This is a genomic window from Paraburkholderia sp. RHO2, assembly GCF_050955445.1.
Taxonomy (GTDB): Bacteria; Actinomycetota; Actinomycetes; order Mycobacteriales; family Mycobacteriaceae; genus Prescottella; species Prescottella agglutinans_A.
Genome location: NZ_CP162618.1, coordinates 299,510 through 315,821 on the forward strand (window position 1 = coordinate 299,510; position 16,312 = coordinate 315,821).

General features: G+C 63.0%; 9 protein-coding genes. 6 read left to right on the forward strand and 3 right to left on the reverse strand.

Annotated elements, in window-relative coordinates; translation table 11 throughout:
* Positions 1 to 84: 84 nt before the first annotated feature.
* Positions 85 to 423, reverse strand: a complete 339-nt coding sequence (locus ABTV10_RS26515) for a VOC family protein (protein WP_499035900.1) — start codon at positions 421 to 423, stop codon at positions 85 to 87.
* A gap of 79 nt (positions 424 to 502) precedes the next feature.
* Between ABTV10_RS26515 and ABTV10_RS26520 the strand changes: the two genes are divergently transcribed.
* The 4 genes from ABTV10_RS26520 (at position 503) to ABTV10_RS26535 (ending at position 4,707) form a co-directional block, all read left to right on the forward strand.
* Positions 503 to 1,174 (forward strand): TetR/AcrR family transcriptional regulator, encoded by a 672-nt coding sequence (locus ABTV10_RS26520; RefSeq protein WP_499035901.1) that lies wholly within the window; start codon positions 503 to 505, stop codon positions 1,172 to 1,174.
* A 147-nt stretch (positions 1,175 to 1,321) separates the two neighbouring features.
* Complete coding sequence (locus ABTV10_RS26525; RefSeq protein ID WP_499035902.1) at positions 1,322 to 2,305, forward strand: methyltransferase; 984 nt, start codon at positions 1,322 to 1,324, stop codon at positions 2,303 to 2,305.
* Positions 2,306 to 3,997: 1,692 nt separating this feature from the next.
* Positions 3,998 to 4,336, forward strand: coding sequence for a hypothetical protein (locus ABTV10_RS26530; protein WP_499035903.1), 339 nt, complete (start codon positions 3,998 to 4,000; stop codon positions 4,334 to 4,336).
* A gap of 35 nt (positions 4,337 to 4,371) precedes the next feature.
* Complete coding sequence (locus ABTV10_RS26535; RefSeq protein ID WP_499035905.1) at positions 4,372 to 4,707, forward strand: hypothetical protein; 336 nt, start codon at positions 4,372 to 4,374, stop codon at positions 4,705 to 4,707.
* A 624-nt stretch (positions 4,708 to 5,331) separates the two neighbouring features.
* Here ABTV10_RS26535 and ABTV10_RS26540 read toward each other — a convergent pair.
* The gene (locus ABTV10_RS26540; protein WP_499035906.1) at positions 5,332 to 5,631 is read right to left on the reverse strand and encodes a hypothetical protein; all 300 of its coding nucleotides are present in this window, start codon (positions 5,629 to 5,631) and stop codon (positions 5,332 to 5,334) included.
* A gap of 6,759 nt (positions 5,632 to 12,390) precedes the next feature.
* On the opposite strand from ABTV10_RS26540, the gene ABTV10_RS26545 reads away from it, so the two are divergent.
* Positions 12,391 to 13,098, forward strand: coding sequence for a nucleotide-binding protein (locus ABTV10_RS26545; RefSeq protein WP_499035260.1), 708 nt, complete (start codon positions 12,391 to 12,393; stop codon positions 13,096 to 13,098).
* Positions 13,098 to 14,015, forward strand: a complete 918-nt coding sequence (locus ABTV10_RS26550) for a ParB/RepB/Spo0J family partition protein (protein ID WP_499035264.1) — start codon at positions 13,098 to 13,100, stop codon at positions 14,013 to 14,015. The genes ABTV10_RS26545 and ABTV10_RS26550 overlap by 1 nt, the downstream gene beginning before the upstream one ends.
* Before the next feature lie 98 nt (positions 14,016 to 14,113).
* Here ABTV10_RS26550 and ABTV10_RS26555 read toward each other — a convergent pair.
* Positions 14,114 to 15,011 (reverse strand): IS5 family transposase gene (locus tag ABTV10_RS26555; protein WP_499035266.1). Its coding sequence is split into 2 segments (ribosomal slippage): positions 14,114 to 14,659 and positions 14,661 to 15,011, totalling 897 coding nucleotides; the frame shifts between segments, so codons are not numbered across the junction.
* Positions 15,012 to 16,312 lie beyond the last annotated feature (1,301 nt).

The window sequence follows — 16,312 nt, forward strand, 5'->3', positions numbered from 1 at the left end:
GGACAGTTCTGATCTCCTGAGCGGTCACGATTCCGCTGCGCCGCCGGGCACTCAGGCCGGCGGGCCGCGATGAGAGGCTGCTACTCAGCGTTGGACGACACAGAACTCATTTCCCAGGGGGTCTGCCAGTACGGCGGTGCGATACCCGCCGTCGTCGTTGTGCTCTTCCAGTGTTCGCGCACCGAGGCCAGCTAGTCGCGAGACCTCTGAGTCGAGGTCATCGACGAAGAGGTCCAAGTGAGCCCGGTTCTTGACATCTTTCGGCTCCTTCACGCTTTGCAGTGTGAGGTGATGCAAACCGCCGCCCGGTGAAACAAGCCCATGGAACTGCGCACCGTCTGTGTACGGGACGGGTTCGTCGTAGCCGAGAGCGGCTTTCCAGAAGATCGCCGCGGTCTTCACGTCGACGCAATCGAGCGTCATTCCGACAGTCTGATTCACAACACCCTGCTTTCTGATCGATGTTCGGTTGATTAACGGTGTTAAGTGTATCCTGTGCAGGATGACGAAGGAACCCAGGCGTGATCGGCAGCGTCGAGAACTCAAGCAGGACATCGTCGCCGAAGCGCGCCGGCGACTCGAGGAAGGTGGGCCGACTGCGGTCACCCTTCGCGGGATCGCGCGCGAGGTGGGGGTCAGTGCGCCCGCGCTCTACACCTACTTTCCCAGTCTCGCCGAGCTGTTTACCGAGTTGATCGTGCAGAGCTACAAATCGCTCGAAGCCAACATCGCTGCTGCATTCGGTGCATCGGCAGGGTTGGCTCTCGAACAGCGCCTCGCCGCCGGGCCACTTGCCTACCGGTCCTGGGCGATCGAACATCGCCGACAGTTCAATCTCATCTTCTTCGACCAGATCGACGGGTACGCCGCACCGCCAGGCGGGTCCACCGTGTCCGCGCAAACCGACGTGCTGCAACCAATCGCCGCCCAATACGCCGAGGCCCGAGGACGCACGATCAGTCAGCTGCTGGCCGACGACGATCTCCTCGACGACTTTCTCGCCTGGTGGGGAGCGTTCCACGGAATTGTCGCCCTCGAGGTCAACCATCATCTTGACTGGCGCGAACCAGAAGCAATCTTCCGGCGTCACCTCTATGCCAGCATCCGAGAACTCCTCGCAACAGATGAGACAACCCGCCCGGTGACTGCGGCGGGCTTGCTTGACGCCACCTGACGACGCGAGAACCCCGCCATCTGTCGCCGCGAGTCACAGTTTGAGGTGTCCTGTTTGTCGATCGTCAGACAGGACATTTCTCACTGGGAGGTACGTCGGCGTGAGTAGGTTTGTGTTGTGGACAAACCAACCGCAACACAGTCGATCATGACGCTGGCTGATCTGGCCACACCCATGGCGATCCGAGTAGCGGCGACCCTGAGCCTGGTCGAACACGCAGGCACCGACGGGGCAACAGCAGAGCAACTCGCCACTGCAACCGGAACGGAGACACAGGCACTGCGACGCCTGCTCGACCACCTGGTCACGATCGGCGTCTTCGGTCTCGATGCCGAGCCCGCCCGCTACCGGCCCACGAGCCTCGGTGCCCAGATGAACGAGGACGCCCCCGAAGGGGTCAAACCACTTCTCGACATCACCTGCGCAGGCGGTCGCGCCGAACTCGCCTTCGTCGAGCTTCTCGAAACGGTCACCACAGGCGCACCCGCCTATCCGCACCGGTACGGGCACGACTTCTGGGCGGATCTCGACGCCGAGCCGAAACTGCGCCGCACCTTCGACGCCCAGATGAACTGGCGGTTCCTCGAACAGGCACCGCAGATCGCGAAGAGCTTGAACTGGAGCCGCTTTACCGACATCGTCGACGTCGGTGGCGGAGACGGGCAGCTGCTCATCGAGATTCTGCACGCCCATCCCGGCGTCAAGGGCCAGGTCCTGGACCTGGCGCCCACGGCGACCGCGGCCGCCGAACGGTTCGCCGCCGACGGACTCGGGGACCGGGCGAGCGCCATTTCCGGCAGCTTCTTCGACCCGTTGCCCGCGGGAGCCAGCGCCTACCTACTCTCCGACATCCTCCACGACTGGGACGACGAGCACGCCCGGAAGATCCTGACCGAGTGCAGGCGCGCGGCAACCCCGAGCGGCTCAGTGGTGGTGGTCGAGCCGGTACGAGGGCACGGCGTCGGCACAGGCATGGACCTGTTCATGCTGATGTGTTTCGGAGGCAAGGAGAGGACGGTTGACGAGCTGATCGAGCTTGCCGCCAACTGTGGACTCGAGTTCCACACCTCGATTCCAGCGACAAACGGACGGATGGTGCTCGAGTTCACGGTCAATTCAACTCGCGGATGAACCGCGCGCCTACACAGCGGCGGCCAGCCAGTCCTGGCTACCTGTCCTGCTCGCTGGTCCTGCGGGGGTTCCCTATCGAGGACCGATTACAGCCTGCGTACCGGCTCCCGCCACGACGTTCGATGACTTGGCTCAGCCGTCCCGGTCGGCGAAAGCGAGCTCACGAACTCCGCCGAGTTCGTGAGCGGTTCCCCGCAGTTCGTGGAACTACTCACGGATGCCCAGCGCGGGAGTATCAGCCGGCACATTCGGGCGAAGTCTCAGCGTAGATCACGCTCTACGCCTCAGTGGCCCGTGCTCTCTGCAGCAGACGGACCTCCTAGGGGTGTTTTCGGGGTGGCGGCCTCCCCCAGGCCCGGCGGTGTTTCCGCCCGAAAACAGGCTGGCCTGGAGCTTCGTAAGTTCAACTGCGGTAATGGATATTATCGTGGGCGACCACGCAGAATCATCGGGTTAGACGCTGGGACCCACGGACGCCCCTGAAGCCCCAGTTCGTTCGCTCACCGCGGAGCTATCTCCCGACGAGTACGTCTCGGCTGGTAAAGGTGCCTCGGCCTCCGCAATCAAGGTCCCTCATCAGCTGCGATGCGCCTTGCAAGCTCGGGTGCCCGATCGTGTACAACCACCTCATGCTCGGGCACTTGAGCCTCCCCGACAGACTGATCTCCATACCGCCGCACGTTGCGGTCTAAGACCACCGGTACTCCTAGGCCGTTTCTGAACTCGGCGCTCTCTGAGCCCCAGGCCGTGGCAAATTCGGATATTCGCGTTCTTCCGTGCAGTACGGAATTCCAATGGGCTCCTACCCAACCACAAGTCGCAGGCTAGCCGCCATCGCTCGTCACTGAACGAAATCGCTGGTTCTCGGGCTGCGTTCTTCGTACCAGGCCACGATCGCGGCCGCGGCGCAGCGGCAGGACCGGATTCACGAACCCGGCTTGACTCTCACGTTGTGTGAGGACAGAACCCGGCGCACCGGAGTGACTACTACAACGTTTTCCGGACCTGCCCGGGGTCCGACCTAAGACCGAATGCGGTTGCGGTGGAGCCATTCCAGGGCAGGAACGTCGGCGTTCGCGACGAGCGATCCGCCGGCACTACGGAGAGACGACGCAATGGCAGCAGTACGCCGAACTCTCGGCCTCCCGCACGCCGGAGAAATGGCGGGGGCCATCGCCGACACTGTTGCGGACCTCGACCGTGCCCTCGCAGACACGATGAACTCCGGTGTCGCACCTGGCGGCCCGGAAGCGAACCAACTCGTCAACGGCACCGCGACGTGTTCACTTCTTCGTTACTCCCCTACCAAGCAGATGCAGGTCTGCCTCGGCAGTTGGACGGCGATCCGGAAAACCCGGACTCGTAGCGGCGGCTGACGCCTTCACGGGCTCGGAGGTCCTCTCGACTCACGCAAACGCCCGCCGGACCTCACTCGGAAGGCGGCTGATCATCGAGCGGCGCCGCACGGGCTGGAAACAAGTGCACGCCACCGCAGTCATAGGGTGTCTCACCGCTGTGTGAAGAGCTGGATCAACGACTTCGCAACACGGTGACACAGGACTGCAGGACCGCTCCTCTCGTTTGCCGCGCTACCCTGCCGGGTTCCTCCGCAGCTGGCGACCATCCCGCACTTCTGGATCGGGCCGCTGCACTGAGGCGGAGAAACCGACGTCGTGTGAGAATCATCCCCCGGTGATTGCGAAGACGCGAAACCTGTTCGTCGGCCTGGCGACGGAGGACGTCATCCTCGTTGCCTGGGGACTCGTGTCCGATCACCGTGAGACCGAGGCATATTCGCAGTGCATGGACGAGATCATGAGCACAGTCGGCGGCACCCTCCACGTCCCGGACGTTCCCGACACCCCACCGGACCCCGCTGCAGACTGGGTTGAATTTTCTCTGTCCGGCTGCGAGGACGCGAACGGCCGCGGCCTTGTCGTGACCATGTTCGGCCTGTTCGCGTTCGTGGCCACGACGGTCATCTGGTGGTTACTGCGTCGCTCCGCGGGCTCTCGCGCTGGGCAGGAGTGACTACTCGGCGGGGATCAGCTTCTCAGGCTCCGACCATGCCGATCGGTACGCTCGCGGGCATGGGGGAATTGTTGGTGCTGCTCGCCATGATCGGCCCGTTGGTGCTGTTCGGGTGGGCGGCTATTCGGGCGAAGCACCGCGGGCTTGCGGGGTCGTTCGTCGGGCCGTTTCAGGAGATGTTTGATCCCGGTGCGGCGCGAGCACAGATCGTCATCGAGGAGATTGCGGAACTTCCGGACCCTTCGGCCTCCGGCGACCCGGACAACGACGATGTTCCGTACACAGTGATGCATGAGGGTGTTCGGCTCAACATCGACCCTGGTAATGCTCGGCGACGCGGAGGTGACGGGACCACCGAGCGAGCGAGGTGAGCGCATGGCGGGGGACGCATAGGTTCGCGGCGTCGTGGCCTATCGGTACGTGTCGGTTCGGGCGAGGACGTCGGCGAACGCAACGAGGTAGTCGAACGAGCATCCAACAGCTCGGTCGCGGCGGACTTCGACGATTCTCGACCGTAGCCGCGCACGAAAAGGTTGAAATCGTTTCCGTCCGTTGAGCGCTTTGAGGTCTTCACGGTGCACCACGCACGACTTCCAGGGCTCCTCTAAGGTGTCCGACCAAGCTTCCGGTAGATCGACTTCAGGTGGTTTCGCCGGCAAGGCCAGTTGGTTGTCAGTCCAACCTTGGTCCAGCCGGAGTCGAACTAGATCACGTACAGGTACCCGAGGTCCGGTGTGGGAGGGAAGAACTCGTCCCAGCAGTCGGCGTGCTCTTTTATGAGCGTCAAGTCGCTGGACTCCACCATCATCCGCCGGACGGTACGGCAGGGTTCCGACATCCTCCGGCCTGCGCCAAGCACGAAGCTGGATACCCGTATCGTGGCGTAACCCATAAACCGGGAACGAAGGCGTCTTCGTCCAGCGCGTGGTTGCCCGGCGGGTTGCACGGTCGGACATGGCCGAGAGGTCTCCTGACTTCTGCTCTCGCGAGTCCCGTCACCGGAGCGGCAATTCCTGGCGAGGCTCCCCCACTACTTGGCTCGGCTGCCCTACTTCGGTCCGGGCTTGAGCTTGCCGGCGCGCTGTGGGAACGGTTCGCCGCCGTCGTACTCGTCGCGCAGCGTCGTGTTCATCTCGAACCGCGTGGTCGAGCAGCTGGATGAAGGTACGCGGCGTCGCCAGGTTGGTCTTGAGGAAGTCGACGGCGTTGAGGGATTCCTCAAGCATGTCGAGCTGGATGGTGACCGACCGAGTCTTGGTGTCGACGTTGCGGCCGGTGCCCTTGGGGCGGCCCATCTTCTTCTTTGGCTCGTTGCCGCCGGTGCTCGATGCCGAGTCGGTGGCGGCCGGTGCCTCTGTGATCCTCTCGGCGGTCGGGGCCTGCTGAGGCGTTCTTGTCCGGCGAAGGTCTGGGCCTATGGCCCTGGCAGCGCTCCGATCCCGACCGTCGGCCTACCCGCGGTCAGGAGGTCAGAAGGTTCGCTCGGCGAGCCCGCGTTGCTGTTTGGCTCTCCCGAAACAACGCGAACAGGTCATCGCCCTGTGTGCGGGCTGCACCAACACCACCTTCCGGCCAGCCCGCACACGCGCTATCTGGCAGCGCCGCTGTCACGAGCTTCGACGTGTCCCGAACGTCGGTCCGCTGCCCGAGTTCTGCTAGTGAGTAGCCGCGTTCCACATGAAACTTGCACGAAAGCCACGTAGGTGCGCCGCACGACTCCCCCGCCCAGCAACCGAACCGCCACCACCGACACGAGGAAGGAGGCGCTTCCCATCCCCGTTGGACAGGGAGTATCCGCGCCAAACATAGTGTCGGCGGGGCATACGCCTGATCGAAGCCACGTCTGCGTCTCCCACATTGGAACTAGGGGGCCCCGGCAGCATCGTCCTTCACACCGCCGGGCTAGTCGGTCAGACCGTCAGGCGAGAATGCACCATGAGCCCGCATTGCTTGGAGAACCGTTGGAGATCCTTGCCCGCGGATCGGCACGAACGCCGGTAGGCGCCGACCATTCGGGTGATGGTGCTGCATCCGGAACACGGGGAAGCGTCATCGTTGATGGGGTCGCCGTCGCACACTCACCGCCCGAACTCACCGGGACTGCCCCAGCCCTAGGCGGTCTCTCCGGCCAACCCCCGCACGTTGGATACCGGTAAATGGGCGGTAGTTCGGTATCGCGTCTCGGCGACAGAAGCAGGCGATCGCATTGTCGAGAATGGTGGGCGTGATTCGATGAATTCAATTTCGGGCGAGTCGCTGTGCGTCGCCTTTCTTCGTGTGTGATGAGATAGGTGCGGCTGTACCCACCGAAAAATAGGAGGCAGTAAGTTACCGACCAGTAACAAGTGAATATCTTCAACCGCAGTGCTGACGCGACAAAGCCCCCGGATGGGGGCCTTGTCACTCGAAACTTCTAGCGATGGATCGAGTTGTAGCTGCTGAGTTCTTCGGTTCCTTCTCGGCACCGGTGCTCTCGCGTGAAGTCGAAGTTGCCGCTTCGACTTTTAGTGCTGCGTTCCACCGGGCTTACCGCTGGTAGGCCCTACTTCCTGGAAGGGACTGCCTTGAACGGTACGTCTCAGGGTAGCGCATGCCCTGACGAAGCAACAACATATTCGGCGAGCTCGCTCGGCGAGTCTCCTGCTCCTCAACCGGCCACGGCCTCCAGAAGTGGCAGGAATAGGCAAGAAATAGAATTCACAAAGGCGGTTGCCGCCGCTGCGGCTAACGTCGAGTTGGTAACGCAAATCAATTCCGCCAGCAATCAACTCGGGCGAACATGGTCAATTCCAGTCTCCCCGGAGATGCAATCAAGAACGCCCATATGGTCAGGACAAATGGAATGGCAACGCCAGGTCCGTGAACTTTTGAATGCACCAGAGGGTTTACGAGTCTGTCGAGAGCAAAATGTCGACCCTGAGCGCGTTTACGCGGTGGCCGTGAGCATGGCCAGAAGCGCTGACCGACGCACCGGCCGGCGCGTCACTGCCTCCAGAATCTCCCTCGCAGATCGAGCTGGTGTCTCGGTTACCGTGCTCAAACGGTCGCGGCGCGTGCTAACCATCCTCGGCATGGCTCACGAGATGGCCCGGGGGCGGCTACTGCGGACCGTCGAACGGTGGGCGGCTGAGGCCCATCATGGACGTCGGCAGACGAAGGCTACGAGTGTATGGGCGCTCGTTTCCCCCAAATCGGTCGTCGCTCGCGTTGCTGCACGCGCGAGCCACCGCGCCGCGGTTGGCCGCCGGACTCATCCACAGGCGCTCAGCCATGGCCCCCAATCTCTTAGTACTAGTTTTAGTTCTTGTACTTCTGTTAAGAAGTACAAGACAACGCGCGCGAGCGCACGCGCGAGGCGTGAGCGGCCCGCATCGAACCAAGAGCTGCGCCCAATCGCCCTCCAGAGGGCCGCTGGCGAGCTATTGAGGCATGCGCCAGCATTGAACACCCCTCGGCACATTGGGGCCGTCTGCGAGGCAATCAGGGCCTATTCCATCGATACCGAGAGGTGGAGTGGTCGGGACATTGCGCGAGCCCTGAGTGACGACACGAAACGCAGAGGATGGATTTGGCCTGAAGTGGGGACGCTGGGCAATCCCATTAGCTTCCTTCGCTGGCGTCTTGCCAGCATGGATTGGTCCGGACCCTCGTTCTCTGAGCGTGCGGTGGCGGCCAAGGAACGTCGCGATAGAGAGCGTCAACGAGCTGCCGATGAGGCTGCACGGAGTGCAGCCCGAGCTGCCTCAGCTGCCACGCGTACAACCGCGATGAGGCAGATCAGAGGGATTCTTGGTTCGAAGAGCGAGTCCGGAGTAGCCGCCGCCGTGGACGGCGTAGGGGGCATCACAGCCTCCGCGGACCTGATCTGATGAAGGTGGTGCGCCAGTTTACCGCGGTAAACGGACACTCCGTTCCGCGTTCCCCGCACTCCCGCCCCCCCGTGGACGGCTGCGTGTTTACCGCGGTAAACACGCAGTACGCACACGGCTTGGGTGCCGAGGCCCCTCCCCTGAGAGTCGTACGCTCCGGTGAATTACATGAGTGGAACTTCGGGCCGCTACCTCTCGGGTTACAAGCGGGCGGCGAAGCCACTCACCTACATCCTTGTTCTGATTGCGGTGCGCCGGTTTACCGCGGTAAACCGACACTCTGCTCGCGTTCCCCGGACTCCCCTCCCCCGGTCCGTGCGGCCGTGTGTTTACCGCGGTAAACAGCGCCCGGCAGCATCCGCAGCCCGCGCGCCTATGTCGCCGATCCACGTGATCGATCGTGCCGGCCGCGGCCGGTCGATGACGACCGCGCCTGCAGCGTCCGTCAGTGTTGTTTACCGCGGTAAACACGCAGTGCGCACACGGCTTGGGTGCCGAGGCCCCTCCCCTGAGAGTCGTACGCTCCGGTGAATTACATGAGTGGAACTTCGGGCCGCTACCTCTCGGGTTACAAGCGGGCGGCGAAGCCACTCACCTACATCCTTGTTCTGATTGCGGTGCGCCGGTTTACCGCGGTAAACCGACACTCTGCTCGCGTTCCCCGGACTCCCCTCCCCCGGTCCGTGCGGCCGTGTGTTTACCGCGGTAAACAGCGCCCGGCAGCATCCGCAGCCCGCGCGCCTATGTCGCCGATCCACGTGATCGATCGTGCCGGCCGCGGCCGGTCGATGACGACCGCGCCTGCAGCGTCCGTCAGTGTTGTTTACCGCGGTAAACACGCAGTGCGCACACGGCTTGGGTGCCGAGGCCCCTCCCCTGAGAGTCGTACGCTCCGGTGAATTACATGAGTGGAACTTCGGGCCGCTACCTCTCGGGTTACAAGCGGGCGGCGAAGCCACTCACCTACATCCTTGTTCTGATTGCGGTGCGCCGGTTTACCGCGGTAAACCGACACTCTGCTCGCGTTCCCCGGACTCCCCTCCCCCGGTCCGTGCGGCCGTGTGTTTACCGCGGTAAACAGCGCCCGGCAGCATCCGCAGCCCGCGCGCCTATGTCGCCGATCCACGTGATCGATCGTGCCGGCCGCGGCCGGTCGATGACGACCGCGCCTGCAGCGTCCGTCAGTGTTGTTTACCGCGGTAAACTGTTACCTGAAGCTCAGCGGCGCGAGCAGGACTACCCCTGGGCAGGAACGGGCAGAGTATTCGTTCCGCTTCACACTGGTGTCGGTCGAATGGTGGAACATAGAAGGGGACTTGGTCCTTGTTATCGCGGCCCGTTGTCCCCGCGTTCGGCGGAACGCACACCAGCTGGTGAGCTTCGCTACTCGCGCGAGAGATGAATGACCCCGATGGATGGTTTACCGCGGTAAACACGCTAGCCCTCAGGCGCATTGCGATGGTCCTGAGGATGATTCGTCGACTACTGAGGGATGGTTTACCGCGGTAAACCAAGTTTGCGGATCCGGGGTATGGGCAGCCGATTCAGATCGCGCTGGGCAGTGTCGCCCATTCCCAGTTCAGGGCAACTTAGTGATCCAAGTTCGCGTCGTCGGCCATCCCGGTCTTGATGAGCGGTGCGCAGAAGTTCAGGTAGGTAGATAGGTTTCGAGAGCCGCTCACCCGCTCCAATTCGTCACAGTGACGTAATTGGCGAAGGTAACTGTGTGGCCGAGCTGCCGCGGCGTGGAGCGCTCCGCAAGTGATCCCGACTTCCCATCGACCCGGTTTACCGCGGTAAACCGGGTCGATGGGAAGTCGGGATCACCGTGGCCTGGGTGCGATCCGGTCATGCGGTGTCGTGCGAACGGCGGCGATAGCGACGCGGGCTGTGGTTGTCTTCTAACCGGCAGAGCACGACCCAGCAAACACCCGCAGCCGTGCTCTCGATGGCGCGGTCGGTTCTGCTATCGCGTGTATGGAGAGCCGGTTTACCGCGGTAAACCCGAATGTGCAGAGAGCCGGTTTACCGCGGTAAACCGGAAGTCGATAGAAGTGGGCGAGCGGTGTGGTTCACGATGCGATCTGCTCATGTGGTTGCGCGGGTGTCTATGGCGAAAGCGACGCGCGTTGTTCCGCTCGACGGCCGACCGTCACCCGCGCGGGGCGGAAGGTCGCGCATCCGTGACGGGGGTCAGGGTAGTTCGCTCATCGGAGAGCAAGACCCCGCAAACACCCGCAGTCGTGCTCTCGATGGCGCGGTCGGTTCTGCTATCGCGTGTATGGAGAGCCGGTTTGCCGCGGTAAACCCGAATGTGCAGAGAGCCGGTTTACCGCGGTAAACCGCGCTGTCGTGCCTCGCGTGCTATCCACAGATGCGGTGTCGATGGAGATGCTGAGCGTGAACTGTTTGCTCGCCGGCTGACTGTCACCCGCCGGGGACATAGTCGCTCGCTCCCGCACGTCGCGCCGGCCGTGGCACACTTGCAGAGCCGGTTTACCGCGGTAAACCAGAAGTCGATAGAAGTGGGCGAGCGGTGTGGTTCACGATGCGATCTGCTCATGTGGTTGCGCGGGTGTCTATGGCGAAAGCGACGCGCGTTGTTCCGCTCGACGGCCGACCGTCACCCGCGCGGGGCGGAAGGTCGCGCATCCGTGACGGGGGTCAGGGTAGTTCGCTCATCGGAGAGCAAGACCCCGCAAACACCCGCAGTCGTGCTCTCGATGGCGCGGTCGGTTCTGCTATCGCGTGTATGGAGAGCCGGTTTACCGCGGTAAACCCGAATGTGCAGAGAGCCGGTTTACCGCGGTAAACCGCGCTGTCGTGCCTCGCGTGCTATCCACAGATGCGGTGTCGATGGAGATGCTGAGCGTGAACTGTTTGCTCGCCGGCCGACTGTCACCCGCCGGGGACGTGGTCGATCGCTCCCGCTCGTCGCGCCGGCCGTAGCACACTTGCAGAGCCGGTTTACCGCGGTAAACCGGAAGTTGATGGAAGTGGGCGAGCGGAGTGGCCAAGCATGCGACCCGGTCATGTGATGTCGCGTGAGCCGGTGGCGATAGCTATGCGAGCTGTTCGCTCACCGGCGGAGTGCAATCCGCACACCCACGGCCATGCTGTCGATGGCACGGCCGGTGCGGCTATCGCGCGTATGGGAAGCCGGTTTACCGCGGTAAACCCGAACGCGCAGGGAGAGCCGGTTTACCGCGGTAGACGTATGCTCAATGCGCACGTGAAGTTCCGAGAACCTGCGGCATCGCCGCAATGTGCATGGACAGGGGAGGGGGGACCTGTGCCATAGACCACGGGGGTGGTCGTCCCCGAAGGATCAGTCGGAACTATGGGATGGGAAAGCCGCAAGAGTCAACAGGCTCGTCCTTCTCTACAAAACTGCAGAGGCCTTCGAGAGGCTGGGTAATCCGCCTTCGACTGGACGCTTTCGTCGGCGTGTGGTGAGGATTCGATGGAAGTTTCGTCGCCCAAGGTAGGAGGCGCCGCACACCCCACCGTTTGTACACAATGTCTACGCTCAGGGCGAGCTCGAGGGGCGGGTATCTGGCTGCGCCCATGAAGACCGCGGGCATGAATGGGGGAGTCGGTCTACGAGGATCACGCGATTCTCGCGTGCTAGCTGTCACAGTGACGAAATAAGCCCTATAGAGGAGTTGCCCGAGGCAAATGATTGTGTAGATGCGGGCTGAGTGACTCTTCTATGAAGAGGCCGAAATTCGACACGCCGAGAGTGTTTCGCAAATTCTCAATCCTGATTCGGTTGCGTTACGTGCGGTTCCACCACCATGATTCCCCTGAGCGGCCTCCACCGGGCGAGTGTCCATCCACTCGTCCAGGATTGTGGCCGGCCAGCGAAGTTGAGATTCGATGAGTGGATTCGGTTCTGGCGGAGGATATTTCGAACGACACCCTTCGGTGGTGTTGTCGGTGACGTCGATTCGGCCGGTGACCTTCGGCTACGTCGGATATGTGGATCACACCACGGATTTTGCGACGTTGGGTTCGGTTGGTTGAAAGATCGACCTGTGGACGTCTAGTGTATGGTCACGCGGCGTAAACGGATTCGGGTCAAACGGATTACAGTGTTACGAGCGTGAGATCACCATCCAGATTGTGTTCGGGTGGTGCAAGTCCGAAGTAACCCCGCAAGGGGCGAAGCATACGGAGGTAAACATGGCTGTGCATGTCATGCTCAACCAGAAGGGTGGAGTGGGAAAGTCCACCCTGACAATGAACCTTGCGGCCGTGAAAGCGGACGTGCTCACCGCGGGTGACGATGACGTCCAATCGCCAGTCGCAGCCATCTCGGTTGACCCGCAGGGATCGGCGGTTTGGTGGGCATCGCGTGTAGAGGAACTCCCGTTCCTCATCGATCAGGTTCATGACAACCTCGATGTCCTCCGCAATCTCGACAAACTGCCGGGCATCAAACATGTCTATGTGGACACGCCTGGATGGATTGATCTGTCGGGCAACGACGATGGAACCGACGCCCTGGGTGCCGGCACGTCGGGAGAAGCACTCCGCGCGGTGCTCGACGTCGCCGACCTCGTGATCGTTCCGATTGAGCCGGAGCCTCTTTGCTTCGATCCGACGGCACGAACTATCAAACAGGTACTTGAGCCACTGAACAAGAAGTTCATCGTGGTGGTCAACAACTGGGATCCGCGGGACGGCAAGACCGACCTCGAGCAGACTCGAGAGTTCGTGCAGGCGAATGGATGGCCCCTCGCGCGAACAGTCGTCCGGCACTACAAGGTCCATACCCGGGCGGCAGCTGAAGGTCGCGTAGTGACCGAGTACGAAACGAATCGTGTATCGCTGCAAGCTCGCGAGGACTTCTACAAACTCAGCCTCGAGCTGGCGGACGGGGACCGCTGATGGCTCCCAGAGGTGGACGGGCGAACTTTGCATCACTCGTCGGGTCGGTCGGCGACAACTCGCCAGTCGATCGCAAGAAGGCCGAGAAGCCCAAGCCCGTCATTGATGATCCGATCGACGAACCGATCGACGGCCAGTTCTTCCCGAGCGTGCCACTTGACGATCTTGTGGCGAACCCTCGCAACCCGCGTGACGACGTCGGCGACTTGTCCGACCTGTCAACGATCGCGGAGCGGCAGCTACAACCCGGCACTGTTGTCAGTCGTGCTGCGTGGCTGAAGCTTTGGCCGGAAGACGAAGCTGGCATCGGCGCTGCCAAGTACGTCGTTGTCAACGGCAACCGGCGTCTGGCCGCAGCAGTCAAGTACGGACGTGGCGGCCTGGATGTTGTTGTACGAGACAGCATCGCGGTCAGCAGGGGAGAGGTCCTGTGGGCCGCAACCAGTGAGAACATCGACCGACGAGATTTCGATGTCCTTGAAGAAGCCAAGGCTATTGAGCTGATGGTCAAGGAGTTCGGCAGTGCAGACGCTGCCGCTTCGAAGCTCGGGCGGTCGAAGGGATGGGTATCGCAACGCCGAGCGCTACTCAAGCTCGCGCCTGAACTGCAGTCGGCTCTGCGTGCTGGTGATCTCGCTATCCGGCATGCTCGGTCGCTCGCCAGGGTGCCACTCGAAGAGCAAGTCGCCGCCTGGGAAGCCTCGAACGACGCTGGTACCGACCAGAAGGCGATCAAACCTGAGCCGCGTGAGCCTGAGACGAAGCCCAAGGAGCCAGCCGGTGAAGTGGAACCGGCGGACAAGGTTGTCAAGGCGCTCCGCAAATTGGGCGTCGACCCTGCCGTCCTGGCGGCAGCGGTGCGTAAGCACTACTCCGACGAGGAACAGCAGTCACTCGTCGACGCACTTGCTCAGTGAAAGCAACCGTGAACCGCGTGTAGTACGTCTCCGCGGGTGGCTCAGTCGAAGCTGGGCTGCCTGCGGAGGAATCGGATCCGTATCGGTCTTGGTGGTATCTAGAGCATGTCTGACAAATGTCGGGTCCACGCGATGACCGCGTTCAAGACCACCGCGGCTCGGTAGACGATGGCGAGTTTGTCGAAGCGGGTCGCGATGCCGCGCCACTGCTTGAGGTGGCAGAACCGGCGTTCGACCACGTCGCGGCCTCGGTAGTCGGCCGGGTCGAACGCCGGTGGCCTGCCACCACGTGCGCCGCGTCGGCGACGGTGCCCGGCTTGGTCGTCGGGTTCGGCGATGACTGCGCCGATCCCGCGGCGTCGCAACAATTCCCGGTGGGAGCGGGACGAGTAGGCCTTGTCGCCGCGGACCCGGTCCGGGCGGGTACGGGGTCGCCCACGACCGACCCGTGGAACCTTCAGGTGGTCGAGTAGATGCGGGAAGGCCGGGGAATCGCCGGACTGGCCGGGCGCGACGAGCACGACCAGGGGAAGACCGTGGCCGTCGACGAGGTGATGGATCTTCGTCGACAGGCCGCCGCGGGAGCGGCCGATCGCGTGGTCAGGCGGCTCGATCCGTGGATTCGTGTAATTCGACCCAGCCCCCTGTGTGGCGGGTGATGTTCGTGGCGTGCTGGTGGGCGCGGGCGATGGTCGAGTCCACCGACACCGCCCAGTCGATCATCCCGGCCGCGTCCGCGACCGCGAGGAGCCGCTGCAGCACCCGATCCCAGGTGCCGTCACCGGCCAACCGGCGATGCCAGGTCCAGATCGTCTGCCACGGCCCGAACGCCTCCGGAACGTCCCGCCAGGCGATCCCGCACCGGTACCGGTACACGATGCCCTCGATCATCGACCGCGCATCGGAGAACGGACGCCCCCGCCGACCCGTCGGAGCTGGCAGCAAGCCCGCAATCGCCTCCCACTGCTCATCCGACAACACCTGAAACCGTGTCACCCGAACAGATTCACACACAGCGGCTTACATGTTTGTCAGACACGCCCTAGGTGCGATGCCGGAGCTCCGCTTAACTGTGTCGTGGCCACCGGGACGGGCCGAGTCTCACGGGTGTGACGAGCGCACAGATGAGAGCGTCGGGAATAGTTGGCGCCGCCAGCTGTCCGGAACCGCGGCGGTGGGTCGCTGCGGTCGTCCTGCGGATGCGGACGACGTTTGACGACGCCGCTCGCGACGTAGTCGAGTTCGGTGGCGGCCTTCGGCGATGGCCAGCGCGATCGCGTACCGGTCGGGTGGCTCAAACGATCTCCGATGTAGACGCGGTCGCGCTGCCCCGAATCTGTCTCTGCATCAGCAGAACTCGAGGTTATCGATAGGGCAGGCGCAGTGTCCCCATACACGCCGTTCCGGCGACTCGTCGTGCCGAACCAAACTCCTGTACGGGTACGATTAGCGCCGCTGGCCGGCCTCGCGTTCCTCGCCCAGCAGGACCCCGCGCTCGGGGACTCAATGGTGAGCGTCCCTGACGACTCTGCCTCCATTGAGGCGATTGACCCAGACCTGGTCCGTTCCAGCCGCGCACTTCCTGCCGCCGACGAATCCGAGTGGCACGAGGCGTGGGCGTTCAGCCCTGGACCTTCACCCCCCCAGATCGGACAGCAGCCGATACCAACCGCCTCACATAAAGTCCCCGCCCACCGCGTCGGCCGGTAGCCGGACGTCGCCCGCGGCCGGTTCACCCGCTGCCCACACCTCGAGCCGACCAGGAGTGACCCCTGACGTCGATGGTGGATCAGATGGTGGGCGACTCGCCGCACGGGTTCCTCGTGAAACAGTGGCGGCAGCAACACCCCGACCGGGAGTCGACGCGATGGCGTTAATCGAGACCGCGTGCCGCTCGAGGAGCCACGCCGGTCGCGGGAGGCCCAGGATCCGAATCGGAGGCGGCGCACCATGGTCGAGCTGTCGGAGCGGATCGCAAGTCGGGTCTGGGGAGTCGGGGACTTCCGAGCTCCAGGTGCCGGCGTTGTCGCCAGCGCAGCAGCGAATGAAGGACACCGGACCGACGCCGACCAACAGCGCCAATCCGATCCACGAGGAGCTGAAGGTGATGATCGACGAACAGCTTTGGTCGCAGACTTGAATCCGCTGCTCAAGATCACTTTGCTCTGCGTCCATCTGTGCGGTGACGCACGTCTCCCGATGCTGGATCGTCTGTGCCCGCGGGTACCATGCTCAAGGCGAACCTCAGGGTTCGTCAACGTTTCTGTCGGGGGGGAGCGGCCTGTTGTTTCGTTGTT

What these genes read in the sequence shown, in the direction of transcription:
- ABTV10_RS26535 (WP_499035905.1), top strand. Translation starts at nt 4,372, where the DNA reads ATGCCGATCGGTACGCTCGCGGGCATGGGGGAATTGTTGGTGCTGCTC.
- ABTV10_RS26545 (WP_499035260.1), top strand. Translation starts at nt 12,391, where the DNA reads ATGGCTGTGCATGTCATGCTCAACCAGAAGGGTGGAGTGGGAAAGTCC.
- ABTV10_RS26525 (WP_499035902.1), top strand. Translation starts at nt 1,322, where the DNA reads ATGACGCTGGCTGATCTGGCCACACCCATGGCGATCCGAGTAGCGGCG.
- ABTV10_RS26515 (WP_499035900.1), bottom strand. Translation starts at nt 423, where the DNA reads ATGACGCTCGATTGCGTCGACGTGAAGACCGCGGCGATCTTCTGGAAA.
- ABTV10_RS26550 (WP_499035264.1), top strand. Translation starts at nt 13,098, where the DNA reads ATGGCTCCCAGAGGTGGACGGGCGAACTTTGCATCACTCGTCGGGTCG.
- ABTV10_RS26540 (WP_499035906.1), bottom strand. Translation starts at nt 5,631, where the DNA reads ATGGGCCGCCCCAAGGGCACCGGCCGCAACGTCGACACCAAGACTCGG.
- ABTV10_RS26520 (WP_499035901.1), top strand. Translation starts at nt 503, where the DNA reads ATGACGAAGGAACCCAGGCGTGATCGGCAGCGTCGAGAACTCAAGCAG.